General features: G+C 59.8%; 18 protein-coding genes. 4 read left to right on the top strand and 14 right to left on the bottom strand.

The features are described 5' to 3' along the window. Positions 1–3 precede the first annotated feature (3 nt). The 4 genes from phnL to phnP are packed head-to-tail and all read left to right on the top strand — an operon-like array spanning position 4 to position 3,347. Positions 4–726, top strand: a complete 723-nt coding sequence (phnL, locus tag G452_RS0108085; protein ID WP_022661744.1) for a phosphonate C-P lyase system protein PhnL — start codon at positions 4–6, stop codon at positions 724–726. Then, the gene (locus G452_RS0108080; RefSeq protein WP_022661743.1) at positions 726–1,880 is read left to right on the top strand and encodes an alpha-D-ribose 1-methylphosphonate 5-triphosphate diphosphatase; all 1,155 of its coding nucleotides are present in this window, start codon (positions 726–728) and stop codon (positions 1,878–1,880) included. Before phnL ends, G452_RS0108080 begins: the two co-directional genes overlap by 1 nt. Positions 1,881–1,890: 10 nt before the next feature. After that, complete coding sequence (gene phnN / locus G452_RS18615; protein ID WP_022661742.1) at positions 1,891–2,478, top strand: phosphonate metabolism protein/1,5-bisphosphokinase (PRPP-forming) PhnN; 588 nt, start codon at positions 1,891–1,893, stop codon at positions 2,476–2,478. Beyond that, positions 2,475–3,347, top strand: a complete 873-nt coding sequence (phnP, locus tag G452_RS21115; RefSeq protein ID WP_235619603.1) for a phosphonate metabolism protein PhnP — start codon at positions 2,475–2,477, stop codon at positions 3,345–3,347. Before phnN ends, phnP begins: the two co-directional genes overlap by 4 nt. Before the next feature lie 82 nt (positions 3,348–3,429). On the opposite strand, the gene G452_RS0108065 is transcribed toward phnP, so the two are convergent. The 14 genes from G452_RS0108065 to G452_RS0108000 all read right to left on the bottom strand — a co-directional run bounded on the left by G452_RS0108065 (position 3,430) and on the right by G452_RS0108000 (position 21,020). Beyond that, positions 3,430–4,467, bottom strand: a complete 1,038-nt coding sequence (locus G452_RS0108065) for a type I glyceraldehyde-3-phosphate dehydrogenase (RefSeq protein ID WP_022661740.1) — start codon at positions 4,465–4,467, stop codon at positions 3,430–3,432. Positions 4,468–4,624: 157 nt separating this feature from the next. After that, on the bottom strand, positions 4,625–5,677 hold the full coding sequence (locus G452_RS0108060; protein WP_022661739.1) for an HTH domain-containing protein: 1,053 nt from the start codon (positions 5,675–5,677) through the stop codon (positions 4,625–4,627). Further along, entirely contained in the window at positions 5,667–8,660 is a 2,994-nt protein-coding gene (locus G452_RS0108055) for a type I restriction endonuclease subunit R (RefSeq protein ID WP_022661738.1), read from the bottom strand. The genes G452_RS0108060 and G452_RS0108055 overlap by 11 nt, the downstream gene beginning before the upstream one ends. After that, entirely contained in the window at positions 8,657–9,700 is a 1,044-nt protein-coding gene (locus G452_RS0108050; protein WP_022661737.1) for a PDDEXK nuclease domain-containing protein, read from the bottom strand. The genes G452_RS0108055 and G452_RS0108050 overlap by 4 nt, the downstream gene beginning before the upstream one ends. Next, complete coding sequence (locus G452_RS0108045; protein WP_022661736.1) at positions 9,687–11,087, bottom strand: restriction endonuclease subunit S; 1,401 nt, start codon at positions 11,085–11,087, stop codon at positions 9,687–9,689. Before G452_RS0108045 ends, G452_RS0108050 begins: the two co-directional genes overlap by 14 nt. Further along, entirely contained in the window at positions 11,087–13,219 is a 2,133-nt protein-coding gene (locus tag G452_RS0108040) for a type I restriction-modification system subunit M (protein WP_022661735.1), read from the bottom strand. Before G452_RS0108040 ends, G452_RS0108045 begins: the two co-directional genes overlap by 1 nt. Positions 13,220–13,228: 9 nt before the next feature. Then, positions 13,229–13,444, bottom strand: coding sequence for a helix-turn-helix domain-containing protein (locus tag G452_RS0108035; RefSeq protein WP_022661734.1), 216 nt, complete (start codon positions 13,442–13,444; stop codon positions 13,229–13,231). Between the two features lie 160 nt (positions 13,445–13,604). Then, positions 13,605–14,129, bottom strand: coding sequence for a gamma-glutamylcyclotransferase family protein (locus tag G452_RS0108030; protein WP_022661733.1), 525 nt, complete (start codon positions 14,127–14,129; stop codon positions 13,605–13,607). Further along, positions 14,126–14,923 carry a glucosamine 6-phosphate synthetase gene (locus G452_RS0108025; protein ID WP_022661732.1) on the bottom strand — a complete coding sequence of 266 codons (798 nt, stop codon included), beginning with the start codon at positions 14,921–14,923 and terminating at the stop codon, positions 14,126–14,128. The genes G452_RS0108030 and G452_RS0108025 overlap by 4 nt, the downstream gene beginning before the upstream one ends. Further along, the gene (locus G452_RS0108020) at positions 14,908–15,429 is read right to left on the bottom strand and encodes a DUF5049 domain-containing protein (protein WP_022661730.1); all 522 of its coding nucleotides are present in this window, start codon (positions 15,427–15,429) and stop codon (positions 14,908–14,910) included. The genes G452_RS0108025 and G452_RS0108020 overlap by 16 nt, the downstream gene beginning before the upstream one ends. 11 nt (positions 15,430–15,440) lie before the next feature. Next, the gene (locus tag G452_RS0108015) at positions 15,441–16,403 is read right to left on the bottom strand and encodes an amidoligase family protein (RefSeq protein ID WP_022661729.1); all 963 of its coding nucleotides are present in this window, start codon (positions 16,401–16,403) and stop codon (positions 15,441–15,443) included. A 249-nt stretch (positions 16,404–16,652) separates the two neighbouring features. Continuing rightward, positions 16,653–16,910 (bottom strand): hypothetical protein, encoded by a 258-nt coding sequence (locus tag G452_RS0108010; RefSeq protein WP_013219032.1) that lies wholly within the window; start codon positions 16,908–16,910, stop codon positions 16,653–16,655. 12 nt (positions 16,911–16,922) lie between these two features. Further along, positions 16,923–20,471, bottom strand: coding sequence for a DUF4815 domain-containing protein (locus G452_RS0108005; protein WP_022661728.1), 3,549 nt, complete (start codon positions 20,469–20,471; stop codon positions 16,923–16,925). 15 nt (positions 20,472–20,486) lie between these two features. Beyond that, positions 20,487–21,020, bottom strand: coding sequence for a hypothetical protein (locus G452_RS0108000; protein WP_022661727.1), 534 nt, complete (start codon positions 21,018–21,020; stop codon positions 20,487–20,489). Between the last annotated feature and the right edge of the window lie 8 nt (positions 21,021–21,028).

Genomic DNA, 21,028 nt, shown 5'->3' with positions numbered 1-21,028 from the left:
ATAGTGGACACACCGATTTTAACAGTTGAAAAATTAAGCAAACGCTTTTTTCTGCACGAGCAGAAGGCGTTCATTCCTTCCTGCGACGATGTCGATCTGACGGTTTACAATAAGAAGATGACGGCCCTGGTAGGGCCGACCGGCTGCGGTAAATCATCCGTGCTGAAATGCATCTATCGCACCTATCTTCCGCGCGGCGGCCGCATACTTTATCACGACGAGACGGGCCATACCACCGATCTGGTGCAGGCGTCGGATCATCGGATACTGGAATTGAGGAAGCGGGATATCGGGTTTGTGACCCAGTTCCTTCACTGTCTGCCGCGAAAGGCCACCTTGGACGTGGTCGGGGAGCCACTGGTCGTTCGAGGCGAGAAAAAAGAAGGGGCCCGTGACGCCGCCGCCGATATTCTGCGTCTTCTCGATGTCCCGGAACGTCTCTGGCATGTGCCGCCCGCCACGTTTTCCGGAGGAGAAAAGCAACGGGTAAACCTGGCGCGCGGGCTCATTTCAAGACCACGTCTGCTCCTGCTCGATGAACCCACCGCAAGTCTTGATCCGGCAACCACCGACCGAGTCATCGATCTCCTTTCCTCCATCAAGGCCAAAAACGTCGGCATGCTGGCTGTGTTCCACCACCCCGAACTGGTCCGCCGTCTCGCGGACCGGGTCGTTGAACTGACGCCTCAAGGGGCGGAATTCCATGAAATCGAGGAAAAATTATAATGAAGCAAACTTTGCTGACCCATGCTCGGGTCGTATTTCCAGCCGAAGTAGTTGAGGACATCGCTGTTTTAATAGAAGACGGACGCATTGCCGCCATTGATCCGAACGGCACGAAAGATGCCAAAATCATCGACCTTTCCGGCAGGATTCTTATTCCCGGCATGATCGACCTGCATTGCGACGCTCTGGAAAAGGAAATCGAACCAAGGCCAAACGTGCACTTTCCCCTCGATTTTGCCTGCGCCCAATCAGACAAACGCAACGCCGTGGCTGGTATTACCACAGTATTTCATGCCCTTTCCTTTGCCAATCATGAATTGGGCGTGCGCAACAACGCCTTCGCCGCAGAGATTGCCCGCGCCGTCCATGCCTGGCGTCTCCATGCGCTGATCGATAACCGGGTACATGTCCGCTATGAGGTCACTGACGAAACCGCACCGCCGGTCTTGCGTGATCTCATTGAAAAAGGCGACGCCCATCTGATCTCCTTCATGGACCACAGCCCGGGTCAGGGACAATTTCGGGACGTGGAGGCCTATCGCGAGTATCTCGCTCGTACCTACAAGACAGATGCCGACGCGCTGGACACCATTCTGACACGCAAGCTTGAGGCCGCACAGGGGGCCATGGAGCGCATGAAGTCTCTGGCCGAGCAAGCTCGGATTCATAATGTGTCTATCGCCAGTCACGACGACGACTCGCCGGACAAGGTCGCCACGGTGCGGGCGCTTGGCGCAGTCATCTCCGAGTTCCCGATCAACCTCGAAACCGCCCGCGCCGCCCGCGAAAACGGCTTGGCCACCCTGTTCGGAGCTCCCAATATCCTGCGCGGAAAATCCCAGTCGGGCAATATGCGGGCGCTTGATGCCGTCAGCAATGGGGTAGCCGACTGCCTCTGCGGCGATTATTCCCCTGCTGCGTTGCTGCCATCCATCATGCGTCTGCCTTCTCTTACGGATATTTCCCTCTGCCAAGCCGTGGCCATGGTGACCGTCAATCCGGCGCGCGCCGCTGGGTTGTCTGATCGTGGAGAGATAACCATCGGCAAGCGAGCCGACCTTGTAGCCGTGAAGATGCTTGGCTCTCTTCCCCAGGCGGAAAAAGTCTGGGTGGGCGGCGAGCTCGTACTCTCTGCCTCTTTTGATCATGTGTGAGCGACCCACGATGAAAGCCCGACTCATTTACGTCATGGGGGCATCGGGAAGCGGCAAGGACAGCCTGATGCGTTACGCCCGGGAAAAACTGGCCAAACACTCCAATATCGTTTTCGCTCATCGCTATATCACCCGTCCAGCGGATGCGGGAGGTGAAAACCATGTGTCGCTCACCCCGGATGAATTTTCCTCGCGGGTTGCGGCCGGGCTTTTCGCCTTTCATTGGCAAAGCCACGGCCATCATTACGGGATCGGCATCGAGATCGACCAGTGGCTTGCAAGCGGCGCGACCGTCATTGTGAACGGCTCCCGCGAATACTTGCCCCAGGTTTCCGGTCGATATCATAATGTGGTGCCACTCTTGATCGAGGTTTCTGCGGATGTCCTCCGGGAACGGCTCCTGAGCCGGGGCCGCGAAACGAGGGAGCAGGTTGAAAAACGTCTGCAACGGCACCAAGCTCTTGCAGGCGCCTGCAAGGGCTGTCTCAAGGTCAATAACGACGGGCCGCTTCACGAAGGTGGTGACACGTTGATCGATCTCATTCTGCATGATTCCGTGAATGACCGTTTACAGCCCGACAGGCGTCTTCATTCATGAGCACACTGAACTCAGGAATCCTTCCGTCATCCGGGAAAATTGATTCAAGGCATGACTCCCGGACCGGCCCGATGCCACCAAAAAACACGGGTGGTTTGCGTTTAAGCTTGCTGGGAACAGGCGACGCCGGCGGCGTACCCCTTTATGGGTGCAGTTGTCCGGCCTGTGAACGGGCAAGGCTCGATCCACGTTTCATGCGACGTCCAAGCACGGCGCTTGTTGAATCCAGCGGCACGCGGCTCTTGATCGACGCGGGGCTGATCGATCTCGCCGAGCGCTTTCCTTCCGGAAACCTGACCGCAATCCTGCTCACCCATTTCCACCCCGATCATGTTCAGGGACTGTTTCATCTCCGCTGGGGCACAGACCCACGGATCGATGTCGGAGCGCCTCCCGATCCGGAGGGCTGTGCCGACCTTTACAAAAACAACGGCTTGCTGAAGTTTCACCGGCTCCAGGAATTCAGCCCGGCTCTCTTTGGTGACGTGACGGCTACCCCTGTTCCCCTGGTGCATTCCAAGATGACCTTTGGCTACTGCCTTGAAGCGGGTTCGGCAAGGATTGCCTATCTTTGCGACACCATCGGCCTGCCGCCCGGCAGCGTGGAGTTTTTTAAACAGTGGCGGCCTGATTGCGTTATCCTCGATTGCTGTCATCCACCTCTGGAGAGGCGGCCACGTAACCATAATGATGTGCGCACCGCGCTGGAAAGCGCGGATGCCATCGGAGCGCGGAGGGTGATCCTCACCCATGTAAGTCATGAGTTGGATTTGTGGCTGATGGACCACGCAGGAACCCTACCCCGCCACGTTGCGGTTGGAAGGGATGGAATGGTAATCGATGATCGAAATACTGAGCCCTCAAGGTAATCACTTGGTTTGAGTAAACACTGGGATGCTTATTCGATTTTTATTTTTTGACGGGGCAAGACTCGAAGATCTTCCTATAAGCTTATTCCCCCGCCAGGCTCTGCCAGGTTTGCGCTACATCGAGCATGCGATTGGCGTAACTCCACTCGTTGTCGAACCAAGCCATGAGTTTGAGCAGCCTGCAGGCGCTCACCCGGGTCTGAGTTCCGTCGATGATCGCCGAGCGGGGGTCGGTGTTGAAATCGACCGAAGCGTGGGGCTCTTCGGTGTATCCCAGGAGCCCCAGCAAGCGTCCTTCCGAGGCTTCACGAAAGAGGGCGTTGACCGAAATGGCATCCGCAGGACGACGTAGGTTGATGGCCAGGTCCATCAGAGAAACATTGATGGTCGGTACGCGCAGGTGCAGACATTCGAAACGGCCGCTCAGGGCGGGCATCATCTTGCCAATCCCCTGACTCAGGCCGGTATCGACCGGGACCATGGACTGCATGGCGCTGCGGGTCAGCCGCAGATCGGTGTGGTGATAGCTGTCGATCACCGGCTGGTCGTTCATTGCCGAATGGATGGTCGTGGTTACGCCGTTCTCGATCCCGTAATGTTGGTCGAGCAGGTCGAGGATGGGAACGATGCAGTTGGTGGTGCAGGAGCCGCAGGAGACGATCCGATGGCCGGGTTTTAGGTGCCTACTGTTGAAACCGTGGACAATGGTGGCATCTATGTCCGCATCGGCGGGCTGTGAAAAGAGCAACCGTCGCGCACCGCTGGCCAGGTGGCACTCCGCAGTGGAGCGATCGGTAAAGGTACCCGTGCATTCGAAAACAAGATCGACATCCAGGTCCTTCCAGGGTAGATTCTCGGGGCTTCTCTCGTTCAGTGCCCGGATGCGGTCTCCGTTGATCAGCAGATGGCTGCCGTCGTTCCTCACCTCCACGGGGAAACGGCCATGGGTGGTATCGTAGCGTGTCAGATAGGTCAAAGTGTCGAGGTCGGACAGCTCGTTGATCGCCACCACCTTCAGGTCGCTGTGGCGGCGACCGACATAGAGCGCCCGCAGGACGCTTTGACCGATGCGGCCATAGCCGTTAATGGCGATGCGGAATTTTGGGGCGGTTCTGGACATGGCGGCTCAAGCTCCTCTTGATCAACCAATCCCTTTGAATAGGGGGTGTGAAAACCGGTGAATGTCAGCAGGATATCCATCACTTTTTACCCCGCACCAATTCGTGTTGTGGATTGATAGGTGACGCCAAAGATTGTTTCTACATCATTCCATATGGCTATTCCTTAATTGCATTCTGGTGAGCAGCAAACTCCTCATCGATCTCAAACAGATCAGGCGTCGAGCGATGAACGCCGATGCCGTGTTCCATCAGCAGCATCACAAGCTGGTCCCCGTTCATCAGGGCGATGGGGGTTTTGTCTGCCTGGGCGGCCTCCTTGACGGCTCCGGGGCTGAAATCGCTTGTGGTGATGATCAGGCCTTGCTCGTGCGCCCCCAGGCTGCCGCGCACCTGCTGCACCACCGGAGCCTGGATGTTGTTCTTGAGCTTCCATTTCTTGACCTGGACTGCCATCTTGATGCGGACCACGTCACCGACCACCAGGGTGCCCCGGACATCGATGCCGCCGTCGCCGCTGAGCTTGGTCACTTTAACCATCTCGAAGCCCATCTCCGCCAGCAACTGCGAGATAAGCTCCTCGAACTCGCCGGGTTTCATTGCCAGCAAGCGCTCACGCAGGACCTTCCGGACCTGGTGGTTGTGCTGTTCGATCTGGAACGCCAGTCCGCGCCCCATCCATTGGCTCAGGCCCACATAGCCACGGCCGTGCTGGACAAAGCGGGGGCGCTCACCGCGTTTCTGCTGGCGTTTGATCTCGGTGATCACCTGGGCGTACATGGTGGCCTCGGGCGTTTTGCCGCCTGTCACCAGCCAACCTTTTTGCAGGGCCTTCTCGGTGATCTCCTTGTAGTGCATCGGCTTCTTGCCGCCGAACTCCTCGAGCACCTTCTGAGCGCAATCGGTAAAGGAGAAACCCGCGTTCGGATGATGTTTTGGGGCTTCTTCGACGGCCACAGGAACCGACGCAGCGCCGCTCGGTATTTCAGTGGAATCCCGAAGAGCGAAGGTCTGAGGGCCGACCTTTACAAAGGGTGACTTGTCTCCGTTGTTCTTGATGTCGGAGTAGAGCCGGGCGCTGACAGTGGCGTCTGGGGTCTTGCCATCGGACTGCCAGAGACCGGCAGCCATGATCTGCTCGGCGATGTCCTTGGCGTTCAGTGCCATTTCGGCCTGCTGCAAAACCTGAATAGCTGCCGTTTTAACGTCCATGGCTCGCCCCCGTTGCGGATTGTTCGGCCTGTTGCTGATAGGTCACGCCGAAGATGGTGTCACCCAGCCATTTCTTGAAAGACGGGTTGTCGCTGAACTGCTTGAACAGCTCGGTGTGGTCGGACAAGAGGTCGATCATGACCCGCTGTAGCGCAGCGTCGTGTTCGATCCTGGCGGTCTTCTTATCATTGTTCTTCATGGCGTTCTGGTAGGCCGCGTCCGCCGCTACCTTGGCCGGGATCTCCTCGGCGATGACCTGGCGGATTTTGTCGCCGTCCTTCCAATCGATGTTGCCGAACTGGTCGTTGAACGCCTTGATGATGTTGCTCAGTTGGTCCAGCTCCGGTTCCGGTTTGCGGCCGCCGCCGCTGGTCGGCACCGGTCCGATTTCGGCATCCTGATCCGCAAGGCCGATCTTCAGGCTGGTTTTCACCTCGACACGGTAGCTGTCCATATCGATGGCCTCCAGGATGCCCCGGGACAGATCCTCTTCCTTGGGCGCGGGGAGCTTCGGGATCAGGAAGTTCAGGAAGATCGACAGCTTTTCCCAGTCGGCGTTCGAGTACGGCAGAATCGAGGCCAGAAAGCCGTAGGTGCGCACAAAAGCCTTGGCCTTACCCTTGAAATCCACCTGGCCGTCCTCATCGAGATCGGCGTTGTAGGTGGCCACGCAGGCGTCCAGGATCGGGTCGAGCTTGTCGCGGTCCGCGCCGTTCAGATAGAGCCCCACCAGGTCGTCGATTTGCGCCTGCGAATAGACCTGGTAGCCGTCGAGATCCGACTTGAGGTCGTGCAGTTTGTTGGGGTCGGTCTCGTCACTAAGGATGGTTGTTCGGTAATAGGGCTCGAACGACTTCTGGATGGTTTCCGAGTCGTTATAGAAATCCAAGACAAAGGTATCGTGCTTCTGCGGATGGGCACGATTGAGCCGCGAGAGGGTTTGCACCGCCTTGATGCCGGAGAGCGCCTTGTCCACGTACATGGTATGGAGCAGCGGTTGGTCGTAGCCGGTCTGATATTTGTCGGCGACGATCAGGAAGCGGTACGGGTCCTGCTGGATCTTGTCTGTAATCTGGCTACTGGGAAATCCATTTAGCGTCGCCTCCGTCACCTTGTTGCCACCAAACTCGTGTTCGCCGGAAAAAGCCACAATCGGCTCATACGGGCTCCTACACTCCTTGAGGTAACCCTTGAAGGCGTGGAAATACTGGATGGCCCGCACGATGCCGTTGGTGATGACCATGGCCCGGGCCTGGCCACCAACCTTGCGGTGGCCGATCACCTGGGCGTGGAAGTGATCCACCATGATCTCGGCTTTCTCGCGAATGGCGTGCTCGTGAGATTCTACATAGCGGCGCAGCTTTTTCTGGGCCTTGTTGGCGTCGAAGAGCGGGTCGTCCTCCACGGTCTTGGCCAGGCGGTAATAGCTTTCCACCGGGGTGTAGTTCTTCAGCACATCGAGGATGAAGCCTTCCTGGATGGCCTGTTTCATGGTGTAGCTGTGGAAAGGGTAGTGCTTCACTGTGCCGTCGGGTTGCGGGTCCGGCTCGCCGAAGATCTCCAGAGTCTTGTTCTTTGGGGTCGCGGTGAAGGCAAAGTAGCTGGCGTTGGTCACCATCTTCCGGCCTTCCATAATCTTGTTGATCTTGTCCTCGACCGTCTCTTCCCCCTCGTCATCAGAGTCGCCGTAGGGCGCGGTCTCCTCCAACACGCGGTTCATGGCGGCGGTGGTCTTGCCACCCTGGCTAGAATGGGCCTCGTCGATGATGATGGCGAATTTGCTCTTGCGGTGTTCGTCGCCGATCTCATCGAGGATGAACGGGAACTTCTGCACCGTGGTGATGATGATTTTTTTCCCGGCCTTGAGGAATTTGCGCAGGTCGCCGGAATGTTCGGCATGGCCGACGGTGGCGGAAACCTGGGCAAACTGCTTGATGGTGTCGCGAATCTGCTTGTCGAGCACGCGCCGGTCGGTGACCACAATGACCGAATCGAACAACGCCTTGCTCTCGTGTTCCAGCCCCACGAGCTGGTGCGCCAGCCAGGCGATGGAGTTGCTCTTGCCGCTGCCCGCCGAGTGCTGAATCAGGTAGCGCCTGCCGATGCCGCTCTCGGCGGCATTGGCCAGCAGCATGCGCACCACCTTCAACTGGTGGTAGCGGGGGAATATCTGCTTGTATCTCTTTTTACCGGTCTTCTCGTCCTTTTCCTCCACCACCTGGGCGTAGTTTTCCAGAATGTCGGTCAGGCCCGCCTTGGAGAGGGACTCCTTCCACAGATAGTCGGTGGCAAGCCCGGCCGGGTTGGGCGGATTGCCAGCGCCGTCGTTGTAGCCTTTGTCGAAGGGCAGAAACCACGAGCCCTTGCCCTTGAGGTGGGTACAGAAGCGGACCTCGTGATCGTCCACGGCAAAATGGACGACGCAACGGCCGAAGTGAAATAGCAGCTCCTTCGGGTCGCGGTCGCGCTGGTACTGCTGCACGGCATCGAGCACCGTCTGCTTGGTGAGTTTATTTTTGAGTTCGAAGGTGGCGATGGGCAGGCCGTTGATGAACACGGCCATGTCGAGGGAGAGCGCGGTCTCGTTGCGGCTGTAGCGGAGCTGGCGGGTGACGCTGAAGATGTTGGCCGCGAACCGTTCGGCTGCCTTCACGTTGCCCGGCGTCGGCGTGCCGTAGAAAAGGTCCACATGGGCCGGGCCGTGCTTGATGCCGCCGCGCAGCACGTCCACCACGCCGCGCTTGGCGATCTCGCCCTGCAGGCGGTGCAGGAATTGTGTGCGCTTGGGGCCTTCCTCGTCGATGCCAAGAGCCTCATAGCCATCGGGCTGGGTGGCGGCGAGGAACTGCAGCAGTTTGACCAGATCGACGGCGTGTTCCCGGTCGTAGTCCTGCGGGTCGCCCTGAACATATCCGGCATCCTCCACAAGGGAGGCGACGATGATCGATTCCAGGCCCTTTTCGCTGGTGTCGGTAGGTTTCATAGATCCTCCAGCAAATGGGCGATGTCCTTCGGCGACGGCAGTTGGCCTTTTAGCGCCTTGGGCAGGGTCTTGGTGATTTCATAAGTGGCCACGCCGATGGGCTTGCGGGCGTCGTGCAGGGCGTATTCCACAATCGTGCGGCTCTTCTCCTTGCACAGGATGATGCCGATGGAGGGGTTCTCGTCCTCCTGGCGGACCTGCCGGTCCAGAGCCGCCAGATAAAACTGCATCTTGCCGACGAACTCCGGCAGGAATTCGCCGACTTTCAATTCAATGGCGACAAGGCAGCGCAGGCGGCGGTGAAACAACAAGAGGTCGATAAAAAATTCTTTGCCGTCCACCTCAAGCCGGTATTGGCTGCCCATGAAGGCGAACATGCCGCCCATGGCCCGGAGGAAATCCTCGATCCGGGCGATGAGCGCCCGTTCCAGCTCCCGCTCGCTGTGTTCCTCGCCCAGCTCCAGAAAATCGAAGGTGTATTCGTCCTTCACCGCCAGCTTGGCCTGGGCGCGAAGTTCCGGCGTAAGCGCCTGGTCGAAGTTGGTCTGGCCCAGCAGGGATTTTTCATAGCTCTGGTTGTCTATCTGGTGAATGAGGACATTCTTGGACCAGCCGAACTTGCGGGTCATGCGGATGTAGAATTCCCGTTCCAGCGCGTCCTTGCAGCGCTCCAGGATGGCCAGGTTGTGGCTCCAGCCGATTTCTCGCACCAGTGGTGCGAGTTTTTCTAGACCGGTGTAGGCTTCGAAAAAGGCCTTCATTCGCCAGAGGTTGGAAGCCGAAAAGCCACCTACGCCGGGGAACTCCGTCCGCAGATCGGCGGCGAGCTGTTCCACCACCGCCTTGCCCCAGCCTTCAACATCCTGCCGCTCCACGATCATCCGGCCGATATCCCAGTACAGGCCGACCAGCTCCTTGTTGACCGCCTTGAGGGCTTCGTACTGGGCGGAGCGGATGCGCTCCTTGATCTCGGTCAGCAGGCGCGGATAGTCCTGCGGTTTGCCGAGGCTGTTTTTTGGGGTTTTGTCAGTCGGTTTCATCCATCTCCCCCTCGTCATCGATCACTTCATCGGCCTCACCGGTGTCCTCAACCAGCGCCAGCAGTTCGTCCTCAGCAACATCCGGCACCTCAATGCCACGTACATCCACTTGACCGGTGACTACGTCAGAAATCAGTCGGGTGCGGTATTCGCGCATCAGCTCGATCTCACGCTTGGCGTGGGTTATCGCGTAGTCAATCGTCGCCGTCTCGTTTTCTATAAAGGTGACAATATCTCCCTGCTCCTCGATTGACGGAATGGGCAACCTCAATCCCTTGATAGTATCTTGGCTGATATTAGGCTGTCCTCCGCCGTAGCCCATTCGTACCAAGTCAGGCTTAATCTTGAGAAACAGTTGCAGCATGAATTTGTTATTAATGTCATTGCGAGGGTTGGAGAGCACGCAACATGCCTGATTAGTACATGCGCGAATCGATGTAAGGCTTACTTTGCCAATAGTCGCCCCATACATAGCAACAACCAATGAACCTTCTGGATACATTTTTAAGGTTGAATAGTCCTGAACCGCTTTGTCAGTTACCTTTTTTGATGTTGTCTCTAGAAAACCATCAGTTAAATCACCGGAGATGATCCAAGGAATGTTTCCGTCGTAATAATCTGCATTGCCACTCTGAGGCGTAGTTCCACTTCCAATCTGCCTATAAAGATGCGTTATCTTCCGCATCTCCCAATGCCCCGGAATATCCCCGATCCATTCCACGCCGCTGGGCTTGAGCTTGACGTTGGGATCAAGCCCCCGGGTCACGGCCTGGTTGATGACGTTCTGCTTCTGCTCCTTGAGCAGTTCGATGAGCCGCCGCTTGTTGCGGATGAATTTGTTGATCTGCGCATGAATTGATTCCACATATTGGTGAATTTTGCTTTGTTCGGTGGATGAAGGGACAAGAACAGGCAATCGCTTAAAATCGCTAAAATCCAGATTCTGACGAAGCCCCGATCCCATACCATAATAGATTTTCATCAAGTCATACCCATGCAATAGCAAATGGGCGTAGTCTGGATTGATTTTTTCGTTGGCTTGTAGGCATAGGTAAGCGGATGTAATTATCCCTCTGTTGCGCACCTTACCGACACGGAGGCTTGTCTTGTCATTCTGAAGATCAGTGCCCCTTATGATGATATTCCCAGGGACGGCAATCTGATAGGTTTCGAAAGACTCAGGTACCAACCCATGAAGCTTTTCAGGGGGCTTTACGACTATTTGTCCATAACTCAGGGACAGTACTGTAGATTCTTTCATGCCGGTGTTCTTTTCTTTGCGCTCCGACAAAAAGGCAAAACCCGGCTTTACGTCCCAATGGGCCGGAATCTTCCCTAACCACGGCACACCGGAATCCTTGTATTCTGGATATGGGGCCAGTTTCATTATTTGGCCCCCCCGACAATCTGTTCCAGCAGCCCTTCGGTTTCCTGCTCCAGGGCGTAGATGTCGGACTTGATCTCATCCAGGGTGCGCATGGGCGCGGGCCGGTAGAAATGGCGGGTGAAGGAAATTTCGTAACCTACCTGGGTTTTGCTCGGGTCGATCCAGGCATCCGGGGTGTAGGGCAGCACTTCGCGCTGGAAGAAGGCCTCGATACCGCCTTCTTCCAGCAGCGGCACCTGTTCGCTGTCGCGCAGGGCGGTATCCGGCTCGTATTCGACCACGCAGGTCTTGCCGTTCACCTCGGCCTCAAAGAGGCCGTGGATGGGATCGGGCGTGGCCTTGCCGGGCTTGTGAACCTTCTTCAGTACCGGCGCGGCGTCCTCGCGGGTGTCGCAGAGGTCGCTTTGCAGCAGCTTCTTGCGCTTGGCGGTGAGCTTGACGCCGTGCTTGTCGGCATCGGCCTCAACGGTGTCCATAAAGGCGTTGAAATCCAGGTGAGGACCGGCTCCAAGCGTCTCTGCCACGCGGCGGGCCAGCTTGGCCAGCGGCTCTTCCTTGGCCTTGGCGCAGGCCCGCTCGAACCGTTCCAGCCGGGCCGGGCTCAGGTGGGCGGCGAGGCGCAGCGGGCGGTCCACCGTCACCTTCCAGTAGCCGAAGGCCTCGTTGGGGAAGATCTTGGATTTCTCGGTTTCGACCGGATTCACCACCAGATCGCAGATGGCGCGGATGTGTTCCTCGGAGAACTCGCAGTTCTTCTTGCCGAGGTTGCGGCGCAGTGGCACGTACCATTCGGTGGCGTCAATGAGCTGGACCTTGCCTCGGCGCGTATCAGACTTGCGGTTGGTCAGTACCCAGATGTAGGTGGCGATGCCGGTGTTGTAGAACATGTTCTCCGGCAGGGCGATAATGGCCTCCAGCCAGTCGTTCTCGATGATCCAGCGACGGATGTTGCTCTCGCCCTGACCGGCGTCGCCGGTGAAGAGTGACGAGCCGTTGTGGACCTCGGCGATGCGACTGCCGAGGCGGGTGGTGTGCTTCATCTTGGAGAGCTTGTTGACCAGAAACATGAGCTGCCCGTCCGAGGAGCGGGTGATCATCTTGTATTCCGGGTCGCCGCCGTGCTGGGTGACAAAGCGCGGGTCCTTGATGTCCCCCTTGCCGCCCAGGCGCTCCAGATCGGTCTTCCAGCTCTTGCCGTAGGGCGGATTGGAGAGCATGAAGTCGAATTCCTGCGACGGGAAGGCATCGCTGGAGAGCGTGGAGCCGTACTTCATGTTCTCGGCCTCGGCCCCTTCGCCTTTGAGCAGCAGGTCGGCCTTGGAGATGGCGTAGGTTTCCGGCTGCACCTCCTGGCCGAACAGGTGGATGGAGACATCCTTGCCGTGGCTTTCGGCCAGCTCGGCCAGGCGCTCTTCTGCCACGGTCAGCATGCCGCCGGTGCCGCAGGCCCCGTCATAGACGAGGTAGGTGCCCGATTCGATGTCGTCGGCCACCGGCAGGAAGATCAGGTCGGCCATGAGTTTGACCACGTCGCGGGGCGTGAAGTGCTCTCCGGCCTCTTCGTTGTTCTCCTCGTTGAAACGGCGGATCAGCTCCTCGAAGATGGTGCCCATCGAATGGTTGTCGAGCGCCGGGAGCAGTTCGTTGCCGTCCACGTCCTGAACAGGCTTGGGGCTGAGATTGACGCGGCCGTCGAGAAACTTTTCAATCAGGTGGCCGAGGATGTCGGCCTCGATCAACGTGGGGATCTGGTTGCGGAACTTGAACTTGTCGAGGATCTCCTGGACGTTGGGTGAAAAGCCATCCAGATAGGCTTCGAAATCGGCCTTGAGCTGTTGCTGCTTGGCGCGGTTCTTCAGGTCGCGCAGGGTAAAGGGCGAGACGTTGTAAAAGGCCTCGCCTGCGGCCTGGCAGAGCGCAGCGTGCTGGTTGGCGATCCCGGCCCCGTCGAGCTGCTTCTTCATGCCGAGCACCTTTTCCTTGCTCGGCTCCAAAAGCGCGTCGAGACGGCGGATGACCGTCATCGGCAAGATCACGTCGCGGTACTTGCCGCGCACGTAGACATCGCGCAGCACGTCGTCGGCGATACCCCAGATAAAATTGACGATGCTGTTGTGGATCACATGGTTCATAGCCCGTTATTACTCCTTGCGCTTCTTGTCGGTTTCCGCAGGCTCGGCCGCGCCGCCAGCCTTGACCCAGGCGTCGACTTCATCTTTCTTGAACTTCCAAAGACGACCCATGCGGTGGGCGGGCATACCATGCTTGTCGATCCACTTGTAAACGGTGTCATTGCTGACTCCGAGGTGTTTGCAAATCTCGGTTATTGATAACCAACGGTCTTCCATTTCGTTCATTCTCTTGCTCCACGGGCGTTTTGGTTGTTTGCCACGTCCGCCAGAGGCGAAACGGGAGAGACTGGACGCACCTCTCCCAGGTTAAAAAACTTCATCAATATACAAAGGCGCTATGTGCTATGTCAAACGATCTTTACCGATTTGAGCCGATTATTTTCTATCACGCTCGATGCCAGACGCCGGAGTCAAGCCGGGTGCCGTTTTCAACACGGGGCATCCAGTAGATCCAGGCAGGAATCGAGGTGCGCCCGCACAGCACCGCCACCATCACCCGCTTGTACATGCTGTGCCCGCCGGGCCGAAATCCTTCCAGCCGGTCGATGGGCGGCAGATCGCGCTGCGGATCGGTGAAGGTCACCAGTTCCCCATGGATCAGATCCCAGTCTCCGGTCGGGCGGCCGAAACGCGGTGTGCCGATCTCCTGCTGTCTGCTGGCGTCGGCCAGTGGATCGGCGCTGCCTCGGGCCAGGATCAGACCCTCCGGCACTTCGAGGGCCGGAAAACCGGCGTGGAGGTGGTAGAGCCTGCCCCAAACCACGGCCGGTTCGATGCTGCGGGCCTGGGCGCAGAAACGTTGATGGTTCCAGTAGCCCCGTTTCAGGGTGCCGTAGACGAAGAGCCGGAGGATGGTCTCGGGACTGTCTTCCGGGCTTGTGTTCAGCTTCGCGGTGTCTCCAATGTTCATGCATTCACTCCTTCGGGCAGTGTCCCTTTGCGCTCCTGGGGGATGAAGCGGAATTCGCTGTTTTCGATGACCCGCACATCCTCGTGACGGATGGTGAGCATGGTCATGGGCGGTACTTCCAGCTCGCGCCAGCCCTTCTCGTTGTCCAGGGCAAAGTCGATAAAGGCGTCGTCCGAGGCGTAGAGCACCACCCGGTGCTGGCGGTGGATGCGCAGGCAGAGCGGCTTGTTGCCCTTGAGCACGGTGATGGTGCCGGGGTCGAGCCGTGAGGCCAGCACGGCGCTCATCTGGCCGCGACAGAGGGCAAGCGCCTTCTTCAGCCCCTCCTGGTCGATGGGGCCTCCGGGCGCGAAGCGGTCGGCCAAGCGGAAAATCAGTTCGCTGTCCACTTCGGCGTAGCGCGGTAGCCGGAGGCGGCGGAACAGATAATCGGCGTTGTAGATGGTGCCGTTGTGGGTGCCGATGACGATCCCGGCCCGGATCGGATGGTTGTTGCGGTTGTTGAACTCGTTGCCCCGGGTGCGCCAGCGGGTATGCCCCATGAGAACGGTAGTCTCGTTGTCGACCTGTCCGAGCAGCTCCTGAAACGGCTTCTCGTAGACCAGCTCGTGTGCCCGCATCGGACGCTTGAAGATGCGATGGCTGCCGTCGGTCTTGAGCCAGGCCAGACCGGAGGCGTGTGGGCCGCGTTCCTCGCTGTGCAACAGCATGCGGATGAAGACCTCGCGCAGGTAATCCTGCTCGTCGGGCCGTCTGCGCTTGCGGCCGAAGATGATGCCTACTTGTCCGCACATGGAGCCGGGTCCCCCTTGCCGCCGAAGTTCTTGCCGAGCAGTCTTGTCCCTTCGAGAACGAAGGCCGCGTATTCACGCCGGTGGTCGGCCAGCCACTCGGCCACCTCCGGGTAGCCCATCTCGGCGGTCAGGCGGGTCACCTCCGGGTGGTCGAGCATGTTGGTGCGCCCGGAGAGCCGTACCGTCTCCAGGGCTTCGAGGAAGCGGTCCGGCCAGGGATCGCTGGCCTTGTCGTCGGGCAGGAATTCGATCAGGCCGTGCCGGGCCAGGCGGGTGAGAAACTCGGCGGCTGCAGCGGTGGCGTCCTCCGGCAATGGTTGGGTCGGCCCGCCTTGGATGCCGGAGAGCACCTCGGTCATGTAGTCCCGGGGCGCTCGGCTGGCGGTGAACGGCGTCTGGCCGCGCATCAGCTCGACAACTTCGAGGCAGTCATTGGCCTGGATGGTTTCCCCGCTGCCGGGGATCGGTTCGCCGTCCAGCGTGGTGGAGCGGATCAGAATCTTCATGGGGCACCTCCTTAAACAGTGAGGCCGGGAACTTGCCCGGCCTCGTTGGTGAGAGTGGTGGTTTCGGTTTCGTCCAGCAGGACCTCCTCCGGTTTAGGGCGTCCGTTCTTGAAGGCGGCGTCACCTGGCATGTTGGCCATCAGATGCTTGCGGGCAGTCTTGAACTCGTCGCCGATCAGGCCGAGGTGGAGCAGGAAGACCCGGAAGTCGTATTTGGCGCTCTGGGGATCGAAATCCCGCTTGCGGCTGGAGGCGGCCCTTCCATTGAGCGCCTTGGCGGCGACCGCAAGGCAGAACTGCAGGTAGGCCTTGATCCGCCCCGCGTGAAGGGTCGCCTCGAACCAGCGGAACTCCACCGTGCCCCGGTACCAGACGTTGTGCAGGTTGACCCCGTGGTAGCGGCTGTTGTCGTAGTGCTGGGGCTGGCGGTTGTGGTAGCCGTACCAGATGCGGTTGAGCTGGTCCTTGGTGCGCGGGCGATGCTGTTCGATGCGTTGGATCAGCTCGTCGCTGACCGGCCGGGTGTAGCGGTTGAGCCGGTCGCGGCTGATGCCGAGGGCGTGGAGGATCAGCGGTTCCTGCTTGTAGACGATCTTGGCCAGGTTGCCCAGGTGCCTGCCGTCGAAGGGCGCGGCGTCGATATGGATGTGGATGCCGCACTGGCTGTTGATCTTGCCACCGGCGCGGCGGATGGCCCGGACCGCCTCCTGCAGTTGCGGGATGTCGTCGTAGCCGAGCACCGGGCTGACCACCTCGGCCCGCAGATGGGCCGGGACGCTGGTCAGGGAGGCGTCCCCCACCACCTTCCAGACGCGGCCGCGCAGGTCCTCGACCTCCCAGGGGTCATAGCTGCTGGGGATGCCGACATGGCGGACCGTGCCGCCCACCACCGAGTGGATGGCCCAGGCGATCTGTTCCCGGGTGCGTTTTACGGTCTCAATCTCGATCCCGTAGTGGATCTCTTTCAGGTTCATGCGTGCCTCCGTCGCTCATGGCGCTTCTAAGTCGTTGTCTGGCAAGGCTTTTTAGCCTCCGCTTACACCATGAATGAATGCTTCTTTCCGGACACAAATCAAGTAGAAGAACAGCCGAAGCCGACATTTAACACGTTTATTTTCAATGACTTGCGAACTTGGCCGGATTGGGCGGCGCACAGGCGGCAGAACCCCCGGAACGGGCTGGCCGTATCCGGGGGTTCTATGTTGGCGGTGGCAGTGAGCCGGTCAGCCGGAGGCGGTATCAGAGGTGATCAGGCTGGCGTGCAGCTCGAGGTTGCGCGACTCGTCGGCCCGCATCCGCGCCAGCAGCGCCGTGAAGGCCTCCGCTTCGGCGGCCGGGAGCTTTGACGCCCGTTCCAGCCTCGCCAGGCGCTGGTGCAGATTCTCCAGCAGGCCCAGGGCGTGGTCGCGGATCAGGCCGTCGCGCTTCTCCTGCGGCGTGGGAATGAACTCGGTCAGGCCGCCTTTGCGTCGAACGATCATGGCCGTGCCTCCTTAGCTCAGGGTCGCGCCCAGCGAATGGATGCGCGGGTAGATCAGCGGCGTGCCGGTCATCTCGGCCTTGTAACGGACCTTGTTGCCGGTGTTGTCGGTGAAGGTGCGCACCAGGGTGTACTCGGTCCAGTTCTCGTCGATGGGCCGGGTGTCCTGGATGGTCATCGCCTCCCAGGTCAGGCCGCCGTCGTTGCTGGCGAACCATTGCAGGGTGGTGCCGCTGGGGATCTGCATCTGCACATAGGCCTTGGTCGATTCCACTCCCTGGGTCAGCTCGTTCTCGCGGGTCAGGTAGGCCCCGGTGGTCTTATTGAGGTAGCCCACCAGGTTGACGTCGCGGAAGTTTATGGCCGGGGTGTCGTTAGAAAGCGAGCTGCTCAGGCGCACGCGGATCTGAACCCGGGTGGCGAGGTTGGGCAGCCGTTCCTCCTCGGCGGGAACCATGGCGTCCCAGGTCACGCCGCCGTCGGTGGAGTATTCCCAGTCGAGACCGGTGCCCTGCGGGATGGCCGAGTACTCGTCGAGGTTGATGTCGGAGAACTGCACGCCGGTGATCGGCTGGAAGCGGATCATCCCATCGGACTGGAAGTTGTAGCCGTAGATCTTCATCGCCAGGTCGGAGCCGTTGAGCGGCGTCCAGGTCTCGGCGTTGGAGCTCTCCAGCAGCACGCCCTCCATGTAGGTCTGCCGGGTGATGATGCCCCAGCGGCCCATCTTGCCGAGGGTGGCGGTGCGCACCTTGTAATTGGTGCTGTTGGTCAGCAGCACCACGGCGTAGCTGGTGTTGGCCTCGGCGTAGAACGGGTCGTCGAAGCGAATGCGGGTCTCGCCGCTCAGGCTGATCTCGTTCGGGGCCAGCACCTTCTCGGCGAACACCACGCCGTTGGGCAGACCGGTGGTGACGCCGCGAATCTGTACCGTGACCGGAATGCTCGGGTCCCTGGCGGTGAACTGCAGACCGATGCTGGAGATCACCTGGTTCTGGGTGAAGCTGAAGGTCTGGGCCAGTGGATCGCGAGGCACGAAGATGGTCTGGGTGCGCCAGACCACCTGCACCACCGGCACGCGGATAATGCGGTTCTCGATGATGCGCTCGATGCGGGTGATAACCAGCGGATCGTTGATCTGCAGGCTGGTCCGAGCCGAGTAAACGCCGTCGTTCATCTCCACGATCCGGTTGCCGTTGCGGGCGTTGGTCGGAATGGTGAAGGAGGCGCTGACCCGACCGGCTTCGTCGCTGATCAGGTTGCTGGCCATTACCTGGCCGTCACAGCGCAGCACGATGCCGGATTTGCTTGGGGTGAAGTTGATGCCGGTGACGGCAATGCCGGTCTGCCCGCGCCGCCCGAGGTTGGGCGTACTCTGCAGCATGGCCGGAGGCTTGTCGAACACGGCGTAAGGGTTGATGTTGCGCTCCTCGGACCAATCGTTCTGCTCCACCAGCACGGTCTCGTTGCCCGGCAACAGCGCCAGGCTGCCGAAGAAGCTCGCGTTGCTGCCCGCCTGATCGACCGAGAGCACCGTGGAGTGCGGAATACGGTCCGGCGCGACGAACCGGGCGATCTCATTGACCCGGGCGTCCCATTCGGCGTGGTAGATGTCCGACTGAGCGGTGTTCGAAAAGTCGTCCGAGTAGATGCCTTTCTTGGTCTGGGCGTCCCGGTTCTGTAGCTCGTTGTTCATCTGGTACTGGGCATCGTTGTACTTCAGGTCCTCGACGTCCTGAATGATGTCGTGGATCTGGTCCATGGTGATGCGGGTCAGGCCGAAGTTGCGGATCTCCATGTCGGTGGAGTTGGGCGGGCAATCGATACTGCACAGCCCCAGGGCGTTTTCCTGCACGATAGGCAGCTTCGGAAAATCCGCCGGAGCCCCTTCGAGGCGCTTGATCTCGGTGGTGGTGGCGTAAACGATGTCGCGGCGGCCAAGGTAATAGTCGTAATCCAGGCTGCAGTTGGAGCCGTTCACCGGCTGGTCGCCGAGGCTGCCGCGTCCGAAGTTGATCACGTTGAGGTTGCCCAGCTCGAGCTGGACCGGCGACATGGTGAGCCCGGCCGTGTTGGTGGCCGGAGGCGAAGCGGTGGTGGTTTCCTCGACGCCGTCGTCGACGTAGGAGAGCGCCTCGCTGCCCAGTTCCATCAGTCGCTTGTAGTCGGTGCGTGCGCCGTTGGTGGCGGCCCGGTAGACGCGATAGCCGGTCGCGCCGCTGACCGGCAACCAGGAGAGCTTGTTCATCTCCCCGGCGGTGGTGGCCCGGGCAACGACCGCAGCGGCGTTGAAGGCCGTCTCGCCGGTGGCGTTGTAGGCGGTCACCAGATAGAAATAGTTTCCGGCCGCCGGATGGTTGGCCTGTCCGAACCAGCCGCTGTCCACGTAGTCGGTGCCCTTGACCATCTGCTTGGTGTAGGTCCAGCGCACCGTGTAGGTGGTGCCGATGGCCGGTTCGTTACCGGAGCCGAGCCAGTCGACATGGTTGCCCGACTGCTGCCAGTCCACGCCCTCTTGGAAGATGGTCGCTCCCTGGCTGACCTCGAGGATGTCCACTACCGGATTGGGGTCGAGCAGGTCTTCGCCGCCGCCCACCGAGCCACGAGTGACGTTGCGGGTAATCTCGACGATGGCCTCCACCTGGGTCGTCTCCTTGAGCGGCGTGGAGTTGACCGGATAGCGGCGCTTGTTGATGTCGAAGGTCTTCTGCTCGCCGCGCACCGATTTGGTGGCGATGGATTTGGGCACCAGGGTCGAGGTGGGCAGATCGCGCTGATGCCGGAAGCCCTGGATGTAGGCGCGTCCGGCGTTGGTGATCGCCTCCACACTGTCGTCATCGACCCCGCCGATAAAGGTGTCGAATCCCCGCACCAGGTAGCTTCCTGCCTGGTCGAAGGTGCGCTCGGCCAGGTTCTGAATCAGTGAGTTGAGACCCTCGGCGGCGGCGAAGGAGAGCTGGTCCTCGGTGATCGAGGAGACGGTGATCCGGCTGCCCGGCAGCGTGCCCAGCAGATCACGTAGGTAGAGGTTGGACTTCTCCTGCACCGTGGGCGTGACGTCTCCGCTCTCGCGGTCGAACTTGTAAATCGGGATCACCCGGCGCTCGGTCACGTTGTTGGGCAGCGTCTGGCCGCTGGTATCCGTCGCCTTGAGAGAGAGCGCCCATTTTTCCCGCTCGGCAGTGGGCTCGCCGGTGGCCGGATTGATCAGGGCCGGGTCCTGGGTGTAGCCGTAGTTGTACTTCAGCAGCTCCACGTAAACGTAATCGGCTCCGCTGGTGGTGGCCGGGTCATAGGTCAGGGTCGCGCCACTCACCTGTTCCAGATGGCCGTCGATGTAGACCACGCCCGGGGCCAGGGTCAGGACGTTGGCGGCCGCGCTGACCTCGAGGCCCATGATGATGGAGCCTTCCTTGAACAGGATGTCGGCGATCTTGCGCCGCTCCAGGTTGATGATGTCCTGCTGCTCGTTGAGTTCGGAATCCAGCAGGTCGCGATCCTGATGATAGCGGATGCGCTTGTAGTTCTTGGTCGGGTCGAATGTCTCGCGTGAGATGCTCATGTTTGAATCCTCCAGTTAGATCTTGATGATCCCGACCAGCTCCACGCGGGTGTCGGAAATCTTGTTGAAGTCGGGAATGTTCTTCACCTCGTACAGGTAGCCCGGGCGCAGCACCTCGCCGGTCGGGTTGGTGTCCTGATGGAACACGCCGCCCATGGCGAGATCCCCGGTGACGCTTTGCACGTACTGCACGTCGCCGCCGAAGAAGCCGTATTCGCGGATGGTGATGCCGTTGGCCTCGGCCTCGTCGAAGCGAAAGAAGATGCCGATGGTGTTAGTCTCCTCGCCGGTTTCCAGGTAGCGCACGCCGTTGACCAGCAGCGCCCCTTCGGCGTCCTCCTTGAGGAAGGTTCGCTTGTAGTAGCGCTTGCGGGCGCGTTCGTTTCTGAGCCCGATCTGGCCGATGTCCGGCGCGGGCGGATTCTGCGGGTCGGTAAAGCTGGCATCCCCGTCGCCGATGGCGCAGTGGGTGATGCCGTCCACGGCCTGGCCGAGGAGGAGTTTGGCCGTCAGTATTCGGCCGGTTTTGACGATGAGTCCCAGTGCCATTGCTGTTC

Source organism: Paucidesulfovibrio longus DSM 6739 (assembly GCF_000420485.1).
Taxonomy (GTDB): Bacteria; Desulfobacterota; Desulfovibrionia; order Desulfovibrionales; family Desulfovibrionaceae; genus Paucidesulfovibrio; species Paucidesulfovibrio longus.
The sequence above is the reverse complement of the archived record's forward strand: the minus strand, read 5'-3'. Positions and strand labels throughout refer to the sequence as shown.